We start from the raw sequence: 22,261 nt of genomic DNA, 5'->3' as shown, positions 1-22,261 counted from the left end.
CTGATGAAGACATTTGGACTCATAGGCTTTCCGCTCGGACATTCTTTTTCGAAGAAATTCTTTTCGGAGAAATTTGAGCTGGAAGGTATCCGGGATTGCCGCTATGAGCTGTTCCCTATGGAGAACATTGATTCTATCCGTCACTTACTTGCCGGGGAAGAGACCTTAAGAGGCTTGAATGTTACGATCCCTCATAAAGTTAATGTACTGCCCTTTCTGAATGAGCTGGATGATGCGGCAAAAACGATTGGTGCCGTAAACTGCATCTCTGTGGAGAAAAAGAACGGTAAAACATGGCTGAAGGGTTATAATACCGACGCTTTTGGTTTTGCAGAATCTCTTAAGCCTTTTTTAAAGGAAAACCATACCAAAGCCCTAGTTCTGGGTGATGGCGGTGCTGCAAAGGCGGTAAAATACGTGCTGGACCAGCTGAATATCTCTTATCTTTCTGTGGTGCGGACGCCCGTAGCCGGTGCGGTTTTATATGACCAGATCAGTGAGGAACTCATGTCTTCGCACCAGCTGATTATCAATACAACTCCTCTGGGGACCTTCCCGAATGTGGAGACGGCCCCTGCAATACCCTATGAATTCATTACAGATCAGCATCTTGCCTACGATCTGGTATATAACCCGGAAGAAACCGAGTTTATGCGCCGGGCAAAAGTCCGGGGTGCTGCGGTTAAGAATGGTTTGGAAATGCTGCAGCTGCAGGCTTTGCGTGCATGGTCTATCTGGAATGCTTAAGATGAACCCATGAAGAGAAACCTTTTACTGTGCGGTCTGTTCGTGTTCATCTGTTTTGCCTCCGCCTGCAACAATGAAAGTTATGTACCTAAGCCCAGAGGTTATTTCAATATCAAATTTCCCAGAAAGGAGTACCTGAACTATAACGAAGGTTGTCCCTTTTCTTTCGAATATCCCCGGTATGCAACAATGGAAGCCGATAAAGAGCGCGGTGCAGGAAACTGCTGGAACAACCTCAGTTTTCCGCAGTTCAACGCCCGTCTGCATCTTACATATTATGATATTTCATCAGCCAAAGAATATTATGGGCTGGTGGAAGATGCCAGGACGCTTGCTTTTAAACATACGGTAAAAGCCAATGCAATTGATCAGAAACTGATCAATTTCCCAGAGCGTAAGGTTTATGGCATTTATTATGCTATAGAAGGGAATACTGCATCCTCAGTACAGTTTTTTTTAACTGACAGTGCCAAACATTATTTCAGGGGAGCCTTATATTTTAATGAGCGCCCGCAATATGATTCTATTGCTCCTGTGGTGAGTTTTATAAAAAAGGATATTGAGCGAATGATCGATACCTTTGAGTGGAAAAAATAAATACCAATCCGATGATTACTATTCAGCAGTTTACCTTTAACCCTTACGGGGAAAATACTTATGTTTTATATGACGAAACAGGAGAATGTGTAATCATTGATCCGGGCATGTTTAATGGCAATGAACAAAATGTTTTTGTCAAATGGATGAAAGAAAGCGGATTAAAGCCGGTATTGCTCCTCAATACACATTGTCACATTGACCACGTGCTGGGCAATAAATTTGTATTTGATAACTGGGGCTTAAAACCAAGGTTCCATCGTGGTGAATTACCTGTATTGCATGCGGTTGCTGGTTACGCCCCTCAGATGGGAATTCAGTATGAACTTTCTCCCGAGCCCGAAGTATTTTTGGAAGGGACAGGAAAGGTGATTTTTGGGAACAGTGAACTGGAACTGATCTTTGCTCCGGGACATTCGCCGGCACATCTGTGTTTTTATGCAAGGGAAGACAGCTTCCTGATCGGAGGCGATGTGTTATTTTATAATAGTATAGGCCGTACGGATTTGCCGGGCGGTAACCACAAACAGTTGCTTGCCAGTATCAGGGAGAAACTTTTTGTTTTGCCAGACAACACAGCGGTTTATCCGGGCCATGGTGGTATCACCAATATTGGGTATGAGAAGGAAAACAATCCTTTTTTAAGATAAGTACCTGTATATTTGAATAAACAGAACCACATTTGAACACAGCCCTATATATTGCCCGCAGGTATCTTTTTGCAAAAAAGTCCACCAATGCCATAAACATCATTTCTACAATTTCTGTATTGGGGGTTTTTGTGGGAAGTGCAGCGCTGATCATCATCCTCTCGGTTTTCAACGGCTTTGAAGAAGTGGTGCTCAAGATGTTCAATACGATTACACCGCAGTTGGTGATTGCGCCGGCAAAAGGCAAGACCTTTGACCCAAATACGGCCTATTTTAAGCGGCTTAGCGCCAATAAATCAATATATTCCTATACTCAGGTGCTTTCAGAAAATGCGCTGCTCAGGTACCATGACAAGCAGTCAGTTGGACTTGTAAAGGGGGTAAGTACCTCTTATTTAAAAAACAAAAGCCTGGATAGTATTACCATCCAGGGCAAGTTTGTGATCCAGAACAGCGGCGGGCCCAATGCCGTGATCGGTTCTGCGATACAGAATTATCTGATGGTCAATACCAATGATCCATTTACCCAGCTGCAGGTATTTTCTCCAAGAAAGGGTATCAAAACAAGTTCGGTGAATCCTGCGGATGATTTTGTAGATCTTTACATTCCGGTATCCGGCATTTTTGAGGTGCAGCAGGACTTTGATAATATTGCGATCGTGCCGCTGAGCTTTGCACGCCGGTTGTTGCAGGAAGAGAATAAGATATCGTCCATCGAGATCAACCTGCAAAAGGGAATTGATGCAGATGACTTTAAAGACGTGATACAAGAGCAGCTTGGACCCGGGTTTATTGTTAAAGACCGGATCGAGCAGAATAAGGCATTGTATAATATTTTGGGTACAGAGAAATGGGCTGTTTACATCATCTTAACCTTCATCCTCATTATTGCCATATTTAACATTATCGGTTCGCTTACCATGCTGGTGATCGACAAACTAAAGGATATTGCCATTCTGAGCAGCCTTGGTGCTGGTAAAAACCTGATCAAAAAGATATTTCTTTTTGAAGGAATGATGATCACAATGGCGGGTTGTATCTTTGGCCTCCTTGTTGGCTTTGGCTTTTGTTTGATGCAGCAGAAATTTGGCTGGATTAAGATGTCGCAGGAAAATCTTCTGATCAGTAATGCCTACCCAATTGGCCTTAAATGGAAAGATTTTCTATTAGTCTTTGTTACGGTGAGCATTTTCTCTTTTATGGCATCAGCTTTGTCATCTAATTTGAGCGTTAAAAACATCAATAATTTAAATCAAGATCTTTAACATGAATTCCTTTAAACATACAGCATTATTATTATCTGCGATGTCTGTTTTTTTTGCTGCCTGTAACAGGCCGTCGTCACATGAGCAAAAAGACACTACCAGGATAATAAAGGGATTGTATAGCTACGGGCCTGAAATACATTCCTTTACAGACTGTGAAGAAGGAAGGGAATTTTGGGTGGCAGACAGCGCTAAAACACTGGAACTTGCATACAGTAAATTTAATTTTGAGAAGCCTTATGAACCTGTCTACATTGAGGCAGAGTGTCATATCATCAAGTCTGACAGCCTTATGGTGTCAGCAGATTTTGATTCTACCCTGGTAGTCACCAAATTAATCAGGATTACCAAAGAAATCCCGGACGGCCCCTGTAACCAGTAGGGTTATTTTGTAACGTAAAGATCTTTGGTGATGGCAGGAATAATTGCTTTTTCCTCTGCCATTTTAAACATGGTATCTATCGCATTTCTGCCTTCGGTACCCAGATCTGCAGAATATTGGTTCACATACAGTTCAATATGCTTGTACATCACAGCTTCGTCCATTTCCTGGGCATGGCTGGAAATAAATTCAATGCCGGATTTTGGATTTGCAAAAGCAAACTCTACCGACTTGCGTATCAGCCTGTTCACTTTCAGCTGAACCTCTTCATCAAGCTTTCTGTTGATCACAATGCCGCCTAAAGGAATGGCACAGCCGGTCAGTTCTTCCCAGTAACTGCCCAGGTCTACTACCTTATGAAGTCCCTTATCCATATAGGTAAAGCGGTTTTCATGGATAATCAAGCCCAGATCGATCTCGTCGTTCAGCAGCGCATTTTCAATATCTGAGAAAACCATGACCTGTTTATTGCGTAAATTGGGAAAAGCGATACCCAGCAGAAAATTCGCGGTGGTCAGCTGTCCCGGAATACCTACCCGCAGTGCAGAATTTTCTGCTTTTAACTCTTCGCTGCTGATCAGTTCTTCATTTTTGCAGATCAGCAGGGGCCCGACGCCAAATCCCAGTGCGCTGCCCGCATCCAGCAAGGCATATTGATCTGCCAGGTGTGCGAAAGCATGAAAACTCAGTTTTGTGATATCCAGCTCAGACCTCACAGCCTTTTGATTTAATGTTTCTACATCATCAAAGGATACTTCAAACTCCAGTCCTTCAGTATCAATTTTATGGTGGATCAATGCATCAAATATAAAGGTATCGTTAGGGCAGGGGGAAAATCCGAGTGAAAGTTTCATGCGGTAAATGTAAGGAGTTAGCAAAGCCGATCGGTTAACCGTTTGTCAAAAATTCGATTGCCCACTCATTTAGGTTTTTTATGGCCAGGCCAATTTTCCAGGATTCGCGATTTCTTTCTTCTACATAGTTAGAGATGCTGCGGACCTGCAGGCAGGGGATGCCCATTTGTTCACAGCTGTATAATACTGCTGCGCCTTCCATACTTTCGGTAGCCGGCTGAAGGCGTTTTTCCGTGGCTTTAATGCTGGTTTTATTGCCGCTTACTTTGTTCACAGTGATGCCTTTTACTTTGGGCAAAGCAGTAACCAGCGTTGTGCTGAGCGTGTTTGCTGCGATATACCTGCTTTGTCCAAATCCAAGCGTATCAATCGTTAGAAATTCGTCTTTATCTTCGGCGCCCAGTTCTGCAAAGATATCCTCTGTAATATTCAGCAGGCTGCCTAAGGGATATTTCCATTCATAACAGCCGGCTATCCCCAGGTTAAGCACCAGGCTGTAGGCGGCAGATAAATGTTTTCCCAGTGCAAAAGCCGTAGCGGTCATTCCTACGCCGGTGATCAGCAGGTCAAACTGTTTTGTTTCGGCAAAATCTCCTTCAGGCAAAGTAAAATGGTTGCACAGGCCGGATACCTCGGCCCTTGTTGCCGCTACAATCAATATCTTCATTTAACGAAGTTACAAGAATTTTCATCTGGTTAAAGCTAATTGCTGCTAAGCATTTAGCTGGCCACAGTCGTGCGGAATTTTGATGACCTGGATATGGTGTAATGATGACCTAACCAAAACCCGATAAAACTTTCTACTTTGAGCTTTCTGCGTATATTTGCAGTCAATTACAATAGCAATGATTTATATAACCCGCAAGGAATCTTTTAATGCTGCGCATAAACTGGCCAGGCCCGACTGGTCTGAAGATCATAATCTGGAGGTTTACGGCAAATGTGCCAACCCTAACTGGCATGGTCACAACTATCAGCTTTTTGTTACGGTTAAGGGTGAAATCAACCCCGAGACGGGTTTTCTGGTAGACCTGAAATGGCTGAAAATGATTATCAATGAGCATATCATTGATAAGCTTGACCATAGAAATCTCAATCTGGATGTGGATTTTATGAAAGACAAACTGGCATCTACAGAAAATCTGGCTATTGCCATCTGGGAGCAATTGTTACCACATATCACTGCTGGCGGGGCGCAACTGCACAGCATCAAAATTTACGAGACCGAAAATAATTTTGTTGAATACTTCGGTTAATAAACAAATCAATGGAAAATCATATACAAGATCCTTTTGATGAGGATAACGATGGTTATATCAAAGTAGACCGTTACAATGCTTCAAAGATCACATCTATTGCAAATCATTATACAGAGATCCTGAGTACAATCGGAGAGGATCCATCACGTGAAGGTTTACTGAAAACCCCGGAGCGTGTAGCAAAATCACTGCAGTATCTGACCCACGGTTACGATCTGGACCCGGCAGAGATCTTACGGTCTGCTATGTTTAAAGAAGATTACAGCCAGATGGTTGTAGTAAAGGATATAGAAGTTTATTCCATGTGCGAGCACCACATGCTTCCTTTTTTTGGGAAAGCACATATCGCATACATTCCCAATGGCCATATTGTAGGCTTAAGCAAGATCCCGCGTGTAGTGGATGCCTTTGCGAGGCGGCTGCAGGTACAGGAGCGCTTAACCAATGAGATCAGGGACTGTATCCAGGAAACTTTAAATCCTGCAGGTGTTGCCGTGGTGATCGAATGCCAGCATTTGTGCATGGCCATGAGAGGTATACAGAAACAAAATTCTGTGACTACTACTTCTGCATTCACCGGTGGATTTGCGAGTGATAAAACCCGGGCAGAGTTTTTGAGGTTGATTACCGCAAAGCTACACTAGATACTTTTTTATACAATTACCGGTTCTTCAGGAACTTTTATAACAATAGATCAATACAAATGAAGGCATATTTATTTCCCGGACAGGGAGCACAATTTTCGGGCATGGGCAAGGAACTTTACGAAAGTGAAGCAGCCAAAGCATTATTTGAGAAAGCTAATGATATCATCGGCTTCCGTATCAGTGATATCATGTTCTCCGGTACTGAAGAAGAGCTGAAACAAACAAAAGTTACCCAGCCCGCGATTTTCCTTCATTCGGTCATCCTCGCCAAATCCCTGGGCGATGATTTTAAACCTGATATGGTTGCAGGACATTCTCTGGGTGAGTTTTCTGCCCTCGTTGCTGCTTCGGCGATCTCATTTGAAGACGGCCTGAAACTGGTAATTGCAAGGGCAAATGCGATGCAGAAAGCCTGTGAGCTGCAGCCATCAACAATGGCGGCTATCCTTGGGCTGGCAGATGATGTAGTAGAAAAGATCTGTGAAGAAATAGATGAAGTTGTGGTTGCGGCAAATTATAACTGCCCGGGACAGCTGGTCATTTCCGGAAGTATCGAAGGGATTGATATTGCCTGTGCAAAGCTGACTGAGGCGGGTGCAAAAAGAGCGTTGAAATTAAATGTTGGCGGTGCTTTCCACTCACCTTTGATGGAGCCTGCCAGAATTGAACTAAAGGAAGCGATTGAAAATACGACAATCCTGCCTCCTGTATGTCCAATTTATCAGAATGTAGATCCTATGCCGCAAACGGATCCTGAAAAGATTAAATTTAACCTGATCACACAGCTGACTGGTGCAGTACGCTGGACACAAACTGTAGAGCGGATGCTGGCCGATGGCGCAGATGAATTTATTGAAGTTGGGCCCGGCAATGTACTTCAGGGCCTGGTCAAAAAAGTAAACAGGGCTGTACAAACCAGTTCGGCAGCAATACCGGTCTAATTTGAATTTTTATTAATTATATCCGGTGTGAATATTGGGGCTAAAATTAGATTTCTATTATTGATCCTGGGGGTATGCTGTATTGTGACGGCATTATCTTTAAAGCATTCAATAACCAAAAAAGACCTATTGCAACACGAAGCAGAGACTCTTCAGGAGAATCTCGCTTCAAATGAACGGATAGTATACAGTTATCTTGCAGACGCACAAAAGGTGGAACGTACAAAACAGTTTCACCTCAATGAAGTGTATGCCTTAAACTTTATCAATAACTACAGAACCAAGGGAATCAACATACTGACTTACGAAAATTCGGTATTGAAATTCTGGAGTTCCTATAAAGCCATACCATCTGATCCTTCCAAGATAAAGGAAGGATCTTCTTTTATCCAGTTTCCCAACGGATGGTACGAAGTAATTAAAAAAACGCAGGGGAATTATACCATCATCGTGCTGCTTGATGTAAAAAATCAGTTCAGTATTCAGAACAGGTATCTCCGGAATGGGATTGTAAAAGGGATGTCTTCTACAAATTCACTGGTCCTGGCCTCTTTTATGGATGAGGAGGTCTTTGGGATTACCAACCTAGACGGGAAACTACTCTTCGAGGTTAAACTTAATCCTGCCTATACACAGGGCATCTATGCGACAATACAAATCTGGCTTTGGGTAATTGGACTGTTTTGCTTTGCATTATTCACCAATTCATTCTGTGCCTGGCTGGTTAAAAAAGGGCACCTGGGCAAGGCCACATTATTGCTAATCCTGTTTTTCCTGGTCAACAGGATCACGGACCTTGAATACGGATGGTTTAATCACCAGTTTAACCTCGAAATTTTCAGCCCCACCATTTATGCGCAAAGTTTCTTCCTTCCTTCTGTGGGAGACTTCCTGCTCAATGTATTGGCTTTAACATGGGTAGTATTATTTATTTATACTTACAGGGACAAGTATAAATTTCCTTCATGGCTTTCGGCCAGCAGACCGGCCGGCCTTGCATTCCATGCGATTGCCATCCTGCTCTTTTCAGGAATCGCATTCCTGATCAACACTGTTTTTTTCGGGCTGATCTATAACTCCAAAATCAACTTCGATATTACCAATATCATTAATCTGGGCTGGATGAGCTGGGTTTGCATCATTATACTCTGCCTGGTCTGGTTTAATGTGTATCTGATCGCCAGCATTACCATTGAACTTACCAAACAGCTGAAAGTAACACATAAGGAGCGGCTGGTACTGTTCCTGTCGATGTTCGGGCTGTATTTCATCTATATGATGTGTACCGCTTTTACTGCATTCTTTATTGCCTATGCGCTGTTTCTTTTTATCATTTCGTATAATATCTATATCCAGCGTAACCGTTTCTCTATTGGGGTTTTTGCATCCATTTTCTTTTGCCTGGCCTTTATCTCGTCGATCAAATATCTGAAATTCAATGATATCAAAGAGCGTAGCAACAGGTATGTCATTGCCCAGAAACTGCAGTCTTCTGATGATCCTAAAGTGATCAACTCTATTGAAAGTTTAGGCAACGGTATCTCCAACGACCTGTTTATTGCAGATTACTTTAAGAGCCCGAAATCCAACAGGCACCTGGCTTTACAAAATTATATTACCAAAACCTTTTTAGACGGCTACCTCTCGCCCTTTGAGCATAATTTTTATGAGTTTAATGCCAAAGATTCTGTCAGGACGCAGGGGAGCGACAACTCGCTTGAGCATTACCAGAACCTGGTACGTTCAGGATCAGTAAAAATCTCCGGTTTTTTCTACCGCCTCAATGATACTTTCGGATACCAGAATTATTTTGGTATCGTACCGATATTTGACGACAGCCATATTCTGGGCACACTGGTGGTGGAGCTGAAATCACAGCAGTACAATTACAGCAGCCAGTTTCCGGAGATACTGATTGATGGGAAACTGAAAAATGAAGACGACTACAGTAACTATTCATTTGCGTTTTATAACAATAATAAGCTGATTAAACAGTCGGGCAAGTACACGTACAAGCTGGCCAATACAGAGTTTAAAGGTAAGTTTGGCGAACCCGTTTTTGTGAACGAGCCAAGAGCAGGCTACAGTCATCTGATCTACACGGCAAGCAATTCAAAAATCATTGTGATCAGTAAAGAGAAAGTGACCTACATTGTGCGGCTCGCTGCACTATCTTTCTTTTTTCTGGTTTTTATCATCTTTTCTGCCGCCCTGTATGTGATGATCTGGCTGTTGAAGAATATCGATCAGAGCTGGGGGGGCTGGTTCAATATCAACAGATCTCTGATGATCAATGCCAACAAAATTCTTTACAAAACAAGGATACAGCTGTCTATCGTACTGTCGGTTGTTGCCACCTTACTGATCGTGGGCTGGTCTACCTTTTTTTATATCAGGGACGAATACAGAAAGCAGCAGGATGATTTCATCAGGGAAAAGATCAGGAAAGTACAGCTGTCTTATGAAAAGCAAATTTTTGCGACAGGGATCCCTAAAAATACAGACCAGGCAATCATGAACTTTAACCAGTTTGCAGATATTAATTCTGCCTATCTGAACCTGTTCGACGTAAACGGGAATCTGTTGTTTACCTCGCTGCCCAAGATGTACGACTATGGTATCGTTGGCACAAAGATGGGCGCCAGGGCGATGATTTACCTGAAGCTGCTGCAGCGGTCAGAATATACCAACCCAACAGAGTCTATCGGTGAATTTGTTTACTCTGCGGCCTATGCACCGATCCGGAATGCGCAGAATCAGACGGTAGCCTACATCGGGCTGCCTTATTACGGGAACGAGGCAGACTATCAGGCTAAGATTGGCCTGTTTATCAATACCCTGATCAATATCTATGCGCTGGTGTTTGTGGCGATTGGCGTGCTGGCCGTATTTTTGGCCAACCAGATCACCAGTCCGCTGACCTTCATTCAGGAGAGCATCAGAAAGACCAAGCTGGGGCAAAAGAATCAGCCTATTTTATGGTCAAGACATGATGAGATCGGCTCTTTGATCAAAGAATATAATAAGATGATCTCTGCCCTTGAGGACAGTGCGGTTAAGCTGGCAAAGTCTGAACGTGAGAGTGCCTGGCGGGAAATGGCAAAACAGGTGGCGCATGAGATTAAAAACCCCCTCACACCCCTTAAACTGGGTGTACAGCTCCTGGAAAAATCATGGAAAGAGAAAGACCCTAACTTTGAACTCAAGTTTGAGCGGTTCTATAAGTCTTTTGTAGAGCAGATCGACAGTCTGGCAACAATTGCGTCAGAATTCTCAAATTTTGCTAAAATGCCTGATACCAAGCTGGAGCAGCTGCTCCTGGTACCTATTATTGAACAGAGCAGGAATGTTTTTGTCAATTCTTCAGGTGCAGAAATTTATATCTCTAACCTCACAAACAAGGAGATGCTGATACTGGGCGATAAAGACCAGTTGCTGCGGTCATTTAACAATTTGCTGAAGAATGCGATTGAAGCCACCTCGGGCAAAGAAAAATGCCTGGTATATGTGAAGATCACGAACGATTCTGATTATGTATTTGTGGAGGTTGAAGACAATGGTAAAGGCATTGACCTTGATCTGCAGGAGAAGATCTTTGTTCCTAATTTTACCACTAAATCTTCCGGTACGGGGCTTGGGCTGGCCTTTGTAAAACAAGCTGTTGAGAATGCCGGAGGATCGATCAATTTCACATCCTCCGCTGATACGGGAACAGTATTTTACCTAAGTTTCCCTTTAGCTTAAACCTTATTTTAAATCCAGTGAGGCTTTGCCCATAGTGAAACCGTTTGCATACAGGATCACTGAATAAGTACCCTTGATAAAAGGTTTGGGGTTTACCCATTCCAGGGTGTACTGGGTATCATCATTATTATATGAAATGCTGATCATATCACTGTACTGCATTTCCTGGCCATCTGCTTCAAACATATTGGTTTCATTTGCGATCAGATTGCCCGCAGGATCAAAAATACGGATGTAAATCTTATGGTAATCTTTCTCCGCCAGCTGATTGGGAATGATATTAAAATAAGTGGTCAGTTTTTTTGCAGCAGAAGCTTTTGATACCTCAACGTTTTTACCGCTGTTTTTTACCTTATAGGCTAGAATGCGGACATTAAATGCCTTTAAAGCAGCGCTGCTCTTCACTTTAGCGGCCAGCTCTGTGTTTTTCTTTTCGAGGTCGATCGCTTTTGCCTTTACAGAGTTTACCGAGGTGGCAAGACTATCCCTTTCGGATTTAAGATAGGTGTTCTCTTTCTCCAGATGTCCTATATCTTCTTTATAATCTGTTAAGAATGCTTTGAGCTTTTTCAGTTCATCCTGTGCTGCCGCCAGCTCTGCCTCCGTCACATCTCCTTTTTGGAGTGCTTTTTTCAGCTCTGCAATTTTTGTTCTGGCCTGCTGCTGCTCATTCTGCAATTTTTCTGTGAGCGCAACATTCATCAGGTTTACTTTGTCAAATTCTACTTCGATCTTTTCTACTTCCAGTTTTAATCTGTCCTTTTCGGTATTGGTAGTTACAAATCGTTCTTTTTCGTGCTTGTCCCTGAAGAAAAGAAAGGCATTGGTCCCCAGCAGTGCCAGGATAACGACGATTAGAAAGTAAATTTTATTGCGGTCTCCTTTGTTAACAGGATCTTTTTGGTCTGACATTTGAATCAAAAAATTGAGGTCTCTATGCTTTGTTTATTTGCGCTTACCTATGTATTAAAGAGAACGAACATAGGATAAATTATATAAATCGCGGTAAAAAATGTAAAAATTGTATAAGACCTTTAAAAAAAAATCGTTTACTTGCTGAGGTTGAGAACTACTGTTCACCAGTTATTCCCCACATTGAGTTAAACTGTACACTACCAAAAACAAGTATAATGCTGAAAAAGATTGTTTTTACAATTTTCACAACTTTTATTGCCCCTTACGCCTTATTTGCACAGATACCAACAAAAATTGCTCCAAAAAGGGAGTTTAGAGGCGTATGGGTGGCTACTGTAGAGAACATTGACTGGCCCTCAAGAGCCGGTTTAAGTATAGATCAGCAAAAGCAGGAACTGATAGGCTTGCTGGAGCAGCATAAGAGAAACGGGATGAACGCGATCATCCTGCAGGTAAGGCCGGCAGCAGATGCCTTTTACCGGAAATCGCGCGAACCCTGGAGCCAGTGGCTGATGGGAAAGCAGGGACTTGCACCGGCTGCAGGATATGACCCGCTGGAATTTGCGATCAAAGAAGCACATTCACGCGGGATGGAACTGCATGCCTGGTTTAACCCATACCGTGCATCTATGTCGGCAAACTCCTATGCCAGCGATGACCACATGACCCGTAAGCGGCCGGATCTTTTCTTTACCTATGGCGGAAAGAAGCAGTTTGATCCCGGACTGCCCGAAGTAAGGGAATATATCGTTCAGGTGATCCTGGATGTGGTAAAGGGATATGATGTAGACGGAATTCATTTTGATGATTATTTTTATCCTTACCCGATTGAAGGGCAACGCATCAATGACAGCGTCACCTTCAGTAAATACTCAAACGGATTTACGGATATCAAAGACTGGAGGAGGAACAATGTAGATCTGCTGATCAAACAGCTGGACGATAGTATCCACCATTACAAAAACTATGTTAAGTTTGGTATCAGCCCTTTTGGGATCTGGAAAAACAGCAATGAAGATACACTGGGCTCTGCAACACATGGGCTTTCCAATTACCATGAACTCTATGCAGATTCGAGAAAGTGGATTAAAGAAGGCTGGGTAGATTATATCAATCCGCAGATCTATTTCAGTTTTACACGAAGAGCTGCGCCCTTTGCTACCCTGGTAGACTGGTGGAGCAACAATACTTACGGAAGACATCTCTACATCGGTCAGGCGGCCTACCTGGTAAACCAGCGAATGGAAGCTGCATGGAGAAAGCCGGAGGAGATCCCTAACCAGATCAGGTACATCCGTGCCAATAACCGTGTACAGGGGAGTATATTTTTCAGCTCAAAATCCTTTTCAAATGTAGCGAGAGGGGCGGCAGATTCCCTGAGAAACGATTTGTATAAATACCCTGCGCTTCCACCGCAGATGCCATGGCTGGACGAAGTAGTGCCAAATTCACCACAAACGTTCACCGCAGATGCTACGGCCACTGGTGTGCAGCTGAAATGGGCTGCGCCACTAAAGGCCAGTGATGGCGAAACGGCTTCCGGATATGTCATCTATCGCTTTAGTGAAGGTGAAAAGATTGGTATCCTTGATCCAAGGAATATCATCAGGATAAGTTTTGAGGATTTCACTTTCTTTATGGATACAAACGTAGAAAAAGGGAAGAGGTACAATTACCTGGTAACCGCGCTTGACAGGTTAAAGAACGAAAGCGACCCGAGCGGGCCGGTAGGAGTAGAAGCAAAATAAACAAAAGAGGCCAGAAATTTTCTGGCCTCTTTTGTTTATTTCTGCGGCATCAATACCAGCCGGATATAATTGTTCTCATTCAGGTACTGCTGTGCAGTGGCCTTTGAAGATTCAACAGTAACTGCATCAACCCGCTGGTTATTGCCCAGTACAAGGTTCAGCTCATCACCATATTTAAGCCTGTTAGACAGGTATCCCAGCCAGTAGCCGTTGTTACGAAGGTTCAGTTCCATCTGGCGGTGCTCTTCAGATTTGAACTTGGAAATGTCATCTGGCGTAGCACCATTGGATTTGATATGCTGCACCTCTTCCATTGCCGCTGCGATCAGCTTTTCTACATTCGCGGTAGCGCAGCTGAATGAAATGGTAAAATAGTAGTGGGCGGTAGGGAATTTGGCTACGCTAAGGCCAACCTGAGGACTGTAAACACCGCTTTCCTTCTCGCGCAGCCGCTCCAGGATCTTGTTTTCCAAAGCACTCTTTACTGCTTCCAGCTGTGTATTGTTTTCTGCCGTGAAATTATAATCACCGTGGATATAGAGCTGTACACTGGCTTTATCTTCCAGTCCTTTATAAACGGTTTTGCTCACAATGCCCTTGGGTGGATTGGAGCCGATATCCACAAAATTCTGTTTTTTGCCCAGCGTTGGCAGGCTGGCAATATAGGTTTCTACAAGCGGTTTTAGTGTTGCCAGGTCAAAGTTGCCTACGAACACAAATGTTTGTTCTCCCAGATCGGCAAAACGGTCTTTGTAAAAGGCAAGGGCTTTGTCCAGTGAAACTTTATCAAGATCAGCCATCGTATTGGGCATGTCTCTTTTGTTGTAGGAAGAAAGCACAGCCTGTACCGTATCGGCAAAAACACTCGAAGGGTTGGCATTTTTATTTTCCAGGGTCACCCTGTAATCACTCATGTTCTTATTGTAGATCTCGGTATCTTTTCTCGGTTGTGTTGCATAGGCGTATACCATTTTAAACGCCGTTTCTACATCCTTTGGAGAAGAACTGCCGGAAAATCCCTGGTATAGCTCATCAATGTAGGATGCTGCCCTGCCTGTATTTCCTGCGAGTAATTTGTTGAGTTGGGAGGGATTAAAGTCTCCTACACCACTTTCCTGGATGATACCGGAGAAGTCGGCCGACTGGTAGTCATTTGGATCCGCCACAGAAGTCCCGCCTTTGCCAAAAGAACTGAAAACGATCTGGTCATTTTTGAAATCCGTGGGTTTTAGGAGTACCTTAATGCCATTGCTCAATGTCCACTCTGTGACACCAATATCTTCGTATTTCTTTTCTGCGGTCACTTTGCCGGCAGCCGGAACCTTAGCCAGCAGCGGTTTATTCACCGCGTTGTCTACATAAGGGGTTATGTTTTTGCCTGCGTTATTAAAGGCAGCAAGCAGGGCGGCAGCCGCTGGAAGATTTGCTTTATCCTTTTCAGGAGCCTGTACAATCAGGATCTGGTTGTTTGGTGTGATCAGCGTTTTCGCCAGGGCGTTTACCTGGGCAAGCGTGATTACGGATAAGTTTTTCTTTGTTTCAGCATAGCTGAAGTCAATAGAGCCCATGGGAGAGCCGGTAAGGAAATTGCTCAGGTACTGCTGCACAAATGCAGAAGAAGCAGTTTTATCTTTTTCCTTTAGTTTTTTCTCATTTCCTGCTTCGATGTTCCTTTTTACTACGTCCAGTTCGGATTGTACAAAGCCAAATTTAGCTACCCTTTCCGTTTCGGCCACTGCGGCTGTAATAGCGCTTTCCAGATCTTTGCCTGATTTGGCAGCAACTACGGTTTGAAAGGCATTCACACCGGCGATCATGCCCCCCTGGTACGGTCCGTAAGAACTTTGTGCAAACAAGAAAGGTGCATTTCCTTTTTGCAGGATCTCCTGGAAACGGGCGGCAATCATGGTATTGATCATGCTGTACATCAGGCTCTTTTGCAGGTCGGCCGTAGTTTTTGCAACCGTGGCAGGATGCTTGTACATGGCAAAGGCAATATTATACTGCTGTTCCGGATCAGTGATGATCTTTACCAGCGGCTCTTTATTGTCCGGCAGGGTGTATTTGATCCTTTCCTTTTCTTTCAGGGGATTTTTAAGGTCAGAGAAATTCTCAATGATCAGTTTTTCAACTTCGGCCACATCAAAGTCGCCCACTGCAATTACCGCCTGCAGGTCTGGCCTGTACCAGTCAGCATAAAAATTTCTGATCTTATCATGCGTAAAAGTTTTGAGTAAGTCTATTTTACCGATAGGGATACGGTTTGCATATCTTGAATCCTTCAGCAATACCGGAAGCAGCAGCTTGCTCATTCGTTCCTGTGCATTTTTGCCGCGCTGGCGATCCTCTTCAATGATTACACCACGTTCCCTGTCTATCTCTTCGCCATCCATCGTGATGCGTCCGGCCCAGTTGGACAGGATCTTGAATCCCGTTTTAAAGACCTCAATGCTGTCTGTTGGAATTGGCAACTGGTATACGGTCTGGTCAAAAGCGGTATAAGCATTCAGATCTGCGCCAAAACGCACGCCTGCTTTCTGCAGATAATTGATAATGTCATTCTTTGGGAAATCCCTGGTACCGTTAAAGGCCATGTGTTCTGTAAAATGTGCCAGTCCCTGCTGGTCATCATTTTCCATCAGCGAACCTATCCGGTTGGCCAGATACAGTTCTGCCCTTTTTTTAGGCTCTGTATTTTTTCTGATATAGTAGGTAAGGCCATTCGGCAGCTTGCCGATTTTAACATTAGGATCAACAGGAATAGGTTTTCCTGCCGTTACCGGGGCCGGCTGTTTAGGTTGAACAGCCTTTTTCTGCGCTGATACCGACGTGCTGATTGCAATGCAAGCAGCCATTCCAAGTAAGGCAAAAGTGGTTTTTTTAATCATGAGTCAGTTTATATAATATGTTTGTTGCGTTAATTCAGATAATTGTGCTGGTTGGTTGCCGGTAAATATAAGAAGTACGATCGATCTGCTGTTTTTTTTATATTTTTGTACTAAAGAATTTATATATGGCAAGTTTTACATTCACTCCTGAAACGGCACAAAGAGTTAAAATCAAAGTTTTGAGAAAATACAGAGAGTTAGCTAAAGAGAATTTATCATTTGCTCCCGGTAATGAAGATCAATTGGTAGATCAATTGACTCAGTTGCTGAAAAGGGACGTCAGATATGTAGAGTTCACGATCAATAAAGCACTGGCCGATCCGGACGGTAACAGGTTGTAACCTTTATCGGAACGCCTCTCATCTAATAAGGCCTGATGGGCATTTGGCTCAAAAGGATGCAGGTTCATCTTTTTTAACAAATTGCATGCTCATGAAGAAAAATAAGTTTGCATTGCTGATTGCAACTGTTGCAGTTACTACCCTCACCTGGTCTTTTAAAGAAGACCTTTTCCTGGTTTCCAAGAATCTTGATATTTTCGCTTCGCTGTACAAAGAGATCAGTATCAACTATGTAGAAGAAACTGATCCCACAGACCTGATGAAAAACGGCATAGACGCTATGCTGGATACCCTTGATCCCTATACGGTATATGTGCCCGAATCTGAGGTGGAAGATTTTAAGCTGAAGTATGTGAGCACACAGTTTGGCGGCATAGGCGTAAGCACCGTTTTTATTGAAGGAAAGTTATTTATAAATGAAGTGACTGAAGGTTACCCTGCCTTTAAACAGGGAATGGTGGCGGGTGATCAGATCATGAAGATCAACGGAACGGAAGTAAAGGGAAAAGACCGTATGCAGGTAAGCCAGCTGCTGCGCGGTCCGCGCGGCTCTGCACTTGACCTCCTCCTGCTCAGGGAGGGCTCACTGGTCCATAAAGAATTAATCCGTGATGAAATCCGGCAGCCTAACGTGATCTACTCCGGGATGGTAGGCGATGTCGCGTATATCAGGCTCGATAAATTTCTTGAAAATTCTGCCCAGGAAGTACAGAACGCAGCGGTAGAACTAAATAAGCAACATCCGCGGGGCATGGTACTTGATCTGCGGTACAACGGCGGTGGTATCTTACAGGAAGCTGTAAAAATCGTAAACCTGTTTGTGAATAAAGACATGGTGATTGTTACCCAGAAAGGGCGCAACCCGGAAAAAACTATAAACTACAGAACCACTGCAATGCCTTTGCTGCCAGATCTTCCGCTTACTGTGCTCATTAATGGCTCTTCGGCTTCAGCCTCAGAAATTGTTGCCGGGGCACTTCAGGACCTGGACAGGGCAGTAATCGTTGGGCAACGCAGCTATGGCAAAGGGCTGGTTCAGCAAACTTTTAACCTGCCTTATAACAGCCTCGTAAAAATTACGGTTGCCAAATACTTTACCCCTTCCGGAAGGTGTATTCAGGCGATCGACTACTCACACAAGACCGCGGTAGGGAAAAACGGAAAAATAGCGGATTCACTCATTGCAAAATTTAATACAAGGACAGGCAGGAGCGTATATGATGGTAATGGCGTTTATCCTGATGTAGTGGTTGGAACCAATAAGCTAAGCCCGGTAACGATCTCACTGATCAGTAAAAGCATGTTCTTTGACTATGCCAATTCCTATAAGAAAAACCATCCTTCAATTGCTCCGGCAGAGAATTTTAAATTAAGCGACGAAGATTATGCGGCTTTTACCAACTCACTGGATGGGAAAGATTATGCCTATGTATCCAATACAGAGAAGTTGCTTGCTGATTTAAAAACAGAAGCAGAAAAGGAACAAAAGCTGGCAGAAGTTAAAGCTGATCTCGAAGACCTGAAGGCAAAGATGCTGATCGCGAAGAAAACAGATCTGATGACCCATAAGCCGGAAATCAAAAGAATTCTTGAAAGCCAGATTGTAAGCAGGTATTATTTTGAGAAAGGTAGAATAGTGCAAGCATTCCAGTATGACAAGGAGTTGGAGACAGCTAAATCAGTGCTGGCCAGTTCCACTAAAATGCTTGCAATATTGAAAGGTGAAGGCGCTTACAGAACTATCGGTGACCCTGCAAAAACTATTGCGGCCACTGATAATAATTAAGTACCGTGTAATTTAACAACCAGCCCATCCATATCATGACTCAGCTGCAGCTGGCATGCCAGTCTGGAGTTGGGCAACAGATCAGGAAGGGTATCCAGCATCGCATATTCGTCGTCTGTCATTTCCTTTAACTTGTCTTCGCCTTCTAAAACATCCACGCAGCAGGTGGCACAAAGAGCCATTCCACCACAGGTAGCCAGAATATCATATTCACAGGCTTTCAGGTATTCCATCAGGCTAAGCCCCATATCCACGGGTGCTTCAAGCGCTGTTAAAGTGCCATCCGGATTTTGGACGTGTACGGTAATATTATTTTCTTCCATTCTTAAAATTCTGCTACTCCATTTACAGTTGTATATTTCATGGTGTATTTAACACCTGGGTTCATATACTGGTAAGCACTATGGCTCATCAATGCTGCCTCATGGAATCCACAAAGGATTAGTTTTAATTTATTTGTATAAGTATTGATATCGCCAATGGCATAAATGCCCGGGATATTGGTAGAGTAGTCGTCTGTATTTACTTCAATCGCACTTTTATTGATGTTCAGGTTCCATGCTTCAATAGGGCCTAATTTAGGGCTCAATCCAAAAAGAGGGATCAGGTGGTCTGCTTCTACATTGGTAACTTCCAGTGTTTTGTTATGGGTGATCTCTACGTTCTCCAGTTTTCCTTCTCCTGAAACAGATTTAAGGTTGCTGTTTAAGATCAGGTTGATCTTACCGCTTTCTGCAAGCTCCATTACCTTGTTTACTGAGTCTGGTGCACCACGGAAGCTTTCGCTGCGGTGAACAAGTGTTAGCTCATCAACTACGTCGGCAAGGAAAATTGTCCAGTCAAGGGCCGAATCACCACCACCAGCAATTACCATTTTCTGTCCCCTGTACTTTTCAGGGTCAAGGATCATATAATTGACACCGCGGCCGTTTTCAAACTGCTCTAATCCTTCAACCGCTGGTTTACGTGGCTCAAAACAACCCAGTCCGCCTGCAATCACAACCACTTTGGATTCAATAACAGTACCCATATTGGTAGTCAGTACAAAATCGGCCTCGCCGCGTTTCTCCAGGCTTTCAATACGTTCTCCCAGCGTAAAACCAGGGTGAAAAGGTTTAGCTTGTTCAAGCAGGTTATCTACCAGCTCCTGCGCAAGAACGCTCGGATAACCAGGGATATCATAGATAGGTTTTTTAGGATATATCTCAGACAGCTGACCGCCGATCTGTGGCAAATAGTCAATCAAATGACAACGCATTTTCAATAAACCTGCTTCAAAAATAGCAAACAACCCTACGGGTCCGGCGCCTATAACGGCTATATCTGTAGAAATCATGTATTTAAATTTGACGCGAATTTACAAAAATAGTTTGTAATGGTTCTGAATTGTACACAAATGGTTCAAATTTTAGTTAATTCTGACAAAGTTGACCAACGTTATAGTCTTTATTGCCCTTTTTGATGGGCTCAGGCATAAATTTATTTTAGGGTATGATTGCTAAAATGGTTCACTATCTTTGAACTACTGATGACAAAGAACATATATTTTGCTTCTGATTTTCATTTGGGATCTCCAAATCATGAACAGAGCCGTATCCGTGAAGACCGTATTGTACGGTGGCTGAATTTCATAGAACCTACCTGTTCTGAGTTATTTCTGATGGGCGATATTTTCGATTTCTGGTTTGAATACAAGACAGTAATCCCTAAGGGATATATCCGCCTGCAGGGCAAACTGGCAGCCATGTCTGATGCCGGCATTAAGCTTTATTTTTTTAAGGGCAACCACGATATGTGGGTAGAGGACTACTTTACCATAGAAATGGGGATGCAGATTGTGAGTGATGAACTGGTGATCCACAGGGGCGGTAAAAGTTTTTACCTGCACCATGGCGACGGACTGGGGCCGGGCGACCGTAACTACAGGATGCTGAGAAAGATCTTCAGGAACCCGTTGTGCCAGTGGTTATTTTCATTATTGCCGCCCAGGATCGGATTGGGTATAGCAACCGGCTGGTCTATTAAAAGCAGAAATGTAAATATTGTTCATGATGAACCTTTTCTTGGAGAGAAAGAAGAGTGGCTGGCAGTGCATTCAAAGGAAGTGCTGGCAAAACAGCATTATGATTACTTTATATACGGGCACCGTCACCTGCCGATGATCATTGACCTGGGGGACAACAGTACATATTATAATACCGGGGATTGGTTTAACTATAATTCTTATGTAGTTTTTGACGGGGAAGAGTTGAGCTTGAAGTACTTTGAAAAGAGCGGCGCTTAGGCTATCCTGAAAAACAGTATATAATTCTAAGAAAAAGCTTATTTTTGTAATCGATTATGTTAGAAAAATTAGAAGCAATAAAGATCCGCTGGGAAGATGTTGAAGAACAGTTGAGTAATCCTGACACCATGCAGGATATGAAACGGTTTGCCCAGTTGAATAAAGAATATAAGGACCTCACCAAGATTGTAGATGAGTATAAAATCTATAAAAACGTGATGAGCAATATCGACGCCAATAAGGAAATCCTGTCTACTGAGAAAGACGCCGAAATGCGGGAAATGGCCAAGGATGAACTGGACGGGCTGTTAAAACAACAGGAAGAGATTGAAGAGCGGGTACGCCTGATGCTGATCCCTGTTGATCCTGAAGATGCCAAAAATGCAGTGTTTGAGATTCGTGGCGGTACAGGCGGTGATGAAGCTGCTTTGTTTGCCGGTGATTTATACAGGATGTACAGCCGTTTCTTTGAGCAAAAGCGATGGAAAGTTGAAGTGGTGGATGTAACCGAAGGCACGGCCGGCGGATACAAAGAGGTGATCATGAAGGTTTCTGGCGAAGATGTTTACGGACAGCTTAAGTATGAATCTGGTGTACACCGCGTACAGCGCGTTCCTGATACAGAAACTCAGGGCAGGGTACATACTTCTGCAGCTTCTGTTGCCGTGTTGCCTGAGGCCGAGGAAATCGATTTTTACCTGAACCCGGCAGATATTGACCTGCAAACTTCCCGTTCGGGTGGTGCTGGTGGTCAGAACGTAAATAAGGTGGAAACTAAAGTGCAGCTTACGCACAGGCCTTCGGGACTGGTGGTGGTTTGTCAGCAGGAACGTTCTCAGCTGGGTAACCGCGAGATTGCAATGGAGATGCTGCGAAGTAAACTGTATGATATCGAGGTGCAGAAGAAAAATGGCGACATTGCTGCAAGACGTAAAACTATGGTTTCTACAGGAGACCGTTCTGCCAAGATCAGAACATACAATTATCCGCAGGGAAGGGTAACGGATCACCGTATCGGATTAACCCTTTATAACCTTAACGGAGTAATGGATGGAGGTGTTCAGGAGCTTATTGATGCGCTGCAGTTCGCTGAAAATGCAGAAAAAATGAAAGAGGGCTCTGTAGCTTAATGAGTTAGATTTTATTTCAAAAATAGTTGAAATATTAATTTTGTAATGCCATTATAGTTCCTATATTTGCATTCCCGAAAGGG

Annotated in this window: 20 protein-coding genes; 14 read left to right on the top strand and 6 right to left on the bottom strand. The window is 43.5% G+C overall.

What is annotated here, in order from left to right; all coding sequences use genetic code 11:
* The first annotated feature begins 3 nt into the window (after positions 1–3).
* Genes FN831_RS07980 through FN831_RS07960 form a run of 5 tightly spaced genes read left to right on the top strand, consistent with a single transcriptional unit; the run spans position 4 to position 3,641 of the window.
* Positions 4–747 (top strand): shikimate dehydrogenase family protein, encoded by a 744-nt coding sequence (locus FN831_RS07980; RefSeq protein WP_142527671.1) that lies wholly within the window; start codon positions 4–6, stop codon positions 745–747.
* A gap of 9 nt (positions 748–756) precedes the next feature.
* Positions 757–1,344, top strand: a complete 588-nt coding sequence (gldD, locus tag FN831_RS07975) for a gliding motility lipoprotein GldD (RefSeq protein WP_142527670.1) — start codon at positions 757–759, stop codon at positions 1,342–1,344.
* Between the two features lie 11 nt (positions 1,345–1,355).
* On the top strand, positions 1,356–1,994 hold the full coding sequence (locus FN831_RS07970; protein ID WP_142527669.1) for an MBL fold metallo-hydrolase: 639 nt from the start codon (positions 1,356–1,358) through the stop codon (positions 1,992–1,994).
* A 32-nt stretch (positions 1,995–2,026) separates the two neighbouring features.
* Positions 2,027–3,259, top strand: a complete 1,233-nt coding sequence (locus FN831_RS07965) for an ABC transporter permease (protein WP_142527668.1) — start codon at positions 2,027–2,029, stop codon at positions 3,257–3,259.
* A gap of 1 nt (position 3,260) precedes the next feature.
* A complete protein-coding gene (locus FN831_RS07960; RefSeq protein ID WP_142527667.1) occupies positions 3,261–3,641 on the top strand; it encodes a hypothetical protein in 381 nt (126 codons plus the stop codon).
* Between the two features lie 2 nt (positions 3,642–3,643).
* Here FN831_RS07960 and FN831_RS07955 read toward each other — a convergent pair whose 3' ends face one another.
* On the bottom strand, positions 3,644–4,495 hold the full coding sequence (locus tag FN831_RS07955) for a menaquinone biosynthesis family protein (RefSeq protein ID WP_142527666.1): 852 nt from the start codon (positions 4,493–4,495) through the stop codon (positions 3,644–3,646).
* Between the two features lie 34 nt (positions 4,496–4,529).
* Entirely contained in the window at positions 4,530–5,162 is a 633-nt protein-coding gene (mqnB, locus tag FN831_RS07950; protein ID WP_142527665.1) for a futalosine hydrolase, read from the bottom strand.
* Positions 5,163–5,340: 178 nt separating this feature from the next.
* Between mqnB and FN831_RS07945 the strand changes: the two genes are divergently transcribed.
* The 4 genes from FN831_RS07945 (at position 5,341) to FN831_RS07930 (ending at position 11,086) form a co-directional block, all read left to right on the top strand.
* Positions 5,341–5,751 carry a 6-pyruvoyl trahydropterin synthase family protein gene (locus tag FN831_RS07945; RefSeq protein ID WP_142527664.1) on the top strand — a complete coding sequence of 137 codons (411 nt, stop codon included), beginning with the start codon at positions 5,341–5,343 and terminating at the stop codon, positions 5,749–5,751.
* Positions 5,752–5,762: 11 nt separating this feature from the next.
* On the top strand, positions 5,763–6,398 hold the full coding sequence (gene folE, locus FN831_RS07940) for a GTP cyclohydrolase I FolE (RefSeq protein ID WP_142527663.1): 636 nt from the start codon (positions 5,763–5,765) through the stop codon (positions 6,396–6,398).
* A gap of 59 nt (positions 6,399–6,457) precedes the next feature.
* Positions 6,458–7,342: an ACP S-malonyltransferase gene (gene fabD / locus FN831_RS07935; protein WP_142527662.1), complete on the top strand. Its 885-nt coding sequence runs from the start codon at positions 6,458–6,460 to the stop codon at positions 7,340–7,342.
* 129 nt (positions 7,343–7,471) lie between these two features.
* Positions 7,472–11,086: an ATP-binding protein gene (locus FN831_RS07930; protein WP_246101419.1), complete on the top strand. Its 3,615-nt coding sequence runs from the start codon at positions 7,472–7,474 to the stop codon at positions 11,084–11,086.
* 3 nt (positions 11,087–11,089) lie between these two features.
* On the opposite strand, the gene FN831_RS07925 is transcribed toward FN831_RS07930, so the two are convergent.
* Positions 11,090–11,998: a hypothetical protein gene (locus FN831_RS07925; RefSeq protein WP_142527660.1), complete on the bottom strand. Its 909-nt coding sequence runs from the start codon at positions 11,996–11,998 to the stop codon at positions 11,090–11,092.
* Positions 11,999–12,216: 218 nt separating this feature from the next.
* On the opposite strand from FN831_RS07925, the gene FN831_RS07920 reads away from it, so the two are divergent.
* Positions 12,217–13,749 carry a glycoside hydrolase family 10 protein gene (locus tag FN831_RS07920; RefSeq protein WP_142527659.1) on the top strand — a complete coding sequence of 511 codons (1,533 nt, stop codon included), beginning with the start codon at positions 12,217–12,219 and terminating at the stop codon, positions 13,747–13,749.
* A 35-nt stretch (positions 13,750–13,784) separates the two neighbouring features.
* Here the strand turns inward: FN831_RS07920 and FN831_RS07915 are convergent, their stop codons facing one another.
* Positions 13,785–16,637 carry a M16 family metallopeptidase gene (locus FN831_RS07915; RefSeq protein WP_142527658.1) on the bottom strand — a complete coding sequence of 951 codons (2,853 nt, stop codon included), beginning with the start codon at positions 16,635–16,637 and terminating at the stop codon, positions 13,785–13,787.
* 125 nt (positions 16,638–16,762) lie between these two features.
* Between FN831_RS07915 and FN831_RS07910 the strand changes: the two genes are divergently transcribed.
* Positions 16,763–16,978: a hypothetical protein gene (locus FN831_RS07910; protein WP_142527657.1), complete on the top strand. Its 216-nt coding sequence runs from the start codon at positions 16,763–16,765 to the stop codon at positions 16,976–16,978.
* 91 nt (positions 16,979–17,069) lie between these two features.
* Entirely contained in the window at positions 17,070–18,764 is a 1,695-nt protein-coding gene (locus FN831_RS07905) for a S41 family peptidase (RefSeq protein WP_142527656.1), read from the top strand.
* On the opposite strand, the gene FN831_RS07900 is transcribed toward FN831_RS07905, so the two are convergent.
* Together FN831_RS07900 and FN831_RS07895 are read right to left on the bottom strand one after the other, a co-directional pair.
* Positions 18,761–19,087 (bottom strand): 2Fe-2S iron-sulfur cluster-binding protein, encoded by a 327-nt coding sequence (locus FN831_RS07900; protein WP_142527655.1) that lies wholly within the window; start codon positions 19,085–19,087, stop codon positions 18,761–18,763. The two genes, FN831_RS07905 and FN831_RS07900, sit on opposite strands and share 4 nt — an antisense overlap.
* 2 nt (positions 19,088–19,089) lie before the next feature.
* Complete coding sequence (locus tag FN831_RS07895; protein ID WP_142527654.1) at positions 19,090–20,100, bottom strand: NAD(P)/FAD-dependent oxidoreductase; 1,011 nt, start codon at positions 20,098–20,100, stop codon at positions 19,090–19,092.
* A gap of 192 nt (positions 20,101–20,292) precedes the next feature.
* Between FN831_RS07895 and FN831_RS07890 the strand changes: the two genes are divergently transcribed.
* On the top strand, positions 20,293–21,048 hold the full coding sequence (locus tag FN831_RS07890; protein WP_142527653.1) for a UDP-2,3-diacylglucosamine diphosphatase: 756 nt from the start codon (positions 20,293–20,295) through the stop codon (positions 21,046–21,048).
* Positions 21,049–21,104: 56 nt separating this feature from the next.
* The gene (prfA, locus tag FN831_RS07885; RefSeq protein ID WP_142527652.1) at positions 21,105–22,178 is read left to right on the top strand and encodes a peptide chain release factor 1; all 1,074 of its coding nucleotides are present in this window, start codon (positions 21,105–21,107) and stop codon (positions 22,176–22,178) included.
* Positions 22,179–22,261: the final 83 nt, after the last annotated feature.

This window comes from Pedobacter westerhofensis (assembly GCF_900182595.1).
GTDB classification, from domain to species: domain Bacteria; phylum Bacteroidota; class Bacteroidia; order Sphingobacteriales; family Sphingobacteriaceae; genus Pedobacter; species Pedobacter westerhofensis.
The sequence above is the reverse complement of the archived record's forward strand: the minus strand, read 5'-3'. Positions and strand labels throughout refer to the sequence as shown.

Bases quoted from the DNA above. Each gene is read 5' to 3' on its own strand.
- FN831_RS07980 (WP_142527671.1), top strand. From the start codon at position 4: ATGAAGACATTTGGACTCATAGGCTTTCCGCTCGGACATTCTTTTTCG.
- gldD (WP_142527670.1), top strand. From the start codon at position 757: ATGAAGAGAAACCTTTTACTGTGCGGTCTGTTCGTGTTCATCTGTTTT.
- FN831_RS07970 (WP_142527669.1), top strand. From the start codon at position 1,356: ATGATTACTATTCAGCAGTTTACCTTTAACCCTTACGGGGAAAATACT.
- FN831_RS07960 (WP_142527667.1), top strand. From the start codon at position 3,261: ATGAATTCCTTTAAACATACAGCATTATTATTATCTGCGATGTCTGTT.
- FN831_RS07955 (WP_142527666.1), bottom strand. From the start codon at position 4,495: ATGAAACTTTCACTCGGATTTTCCCCCTGCCCTAACGATACCTTTATA.
- mqnB (WP_142527665.1), bottom strand. From the start codon at position 5,162: ATGAAGATATTGATTGTAGCGGCAACAAGGGCCGAGGTATCCGGCCTG.
- FN831_RS07945 (WP_142527664.1), top strand. From the start codon at position 5,341: ATGATTTATATAACCCGCAAGGAATCTTTTAATGCTGCGCATAAACTG.
- folE (WP_142527663.1), top strand. From the start codon at position 5,763: ATGGAAAATCATATACAAGATCCTTTTGATGAGGATAACGATGGTTAT.
- fabD (WP_142527662.1), top strand. From the start codon at position 6,458: ATGAAGGCATATTTATTTCCCGGACAGGGAGCACAATTTTCGGGCATG.
- FN831_RS07925 (WP_142527660.1), bottom strand. From the start codon at position 11,998: ATGTCAGACCAAAAAGATCCTGTTAACAAAGGAGACCGCAATAAAATT.
- FN831_RS07920 (WP_142527659.1), top strand. From the start codon at position 12,217: ATGCTGAAAAAGATTGTTTTTACAATTTTCACAACTTTTATTGCCCCT.
- FN831_RS07915 (WP_142527658.1), bottom strand. From the start codon at position 16,637: ATGATTAAAAAAACCACTTTTGCCTTACTTGGAATGGCTGCTTGCATT.
- FN831_RS07910 (WP_142527657.1), top strand. From the start codon at position 16,763: ATGGCAAGTTTTACATTCACTCCTGAAACGGCACAAAGAGTTAAAATC.
- FN831_RS07905 (WP_142527656.1), top strand. From the start codon at position 17,070: ATGAAGAAAAATAAGTTTGCATTGCTGATTGCAACTGTTGCAGTTACT.
- FN831_RS07900 (WP_142527655.1), bottom strand. From the start codon at position 19,087: ATGGAAGAAAATAATATTACCGTACACGTCCAAAATCCGGATGGCACT.
- FN831_RS07895 (WP_142527654.1), bottom strand. From the start codon at position 20,100: ATGATTTCTACAGATATAGCCGTTATAGGCGCCGGACCCGTAGGGTTG.
- FN831_RS07890 (WP_142527653.1), top strand. From the start codon at position 20,293: ATGACAAAGAACATATATTTTGCTTCTGATTTTCATTTGGGATCTCCA.
- prfA (WP_142527652.1), top strand. From the start codon at position 21,105: ATGTTAGAAAAATTAGAAGCAATAAAGATCCGCTGGGAAGATGTTGAA.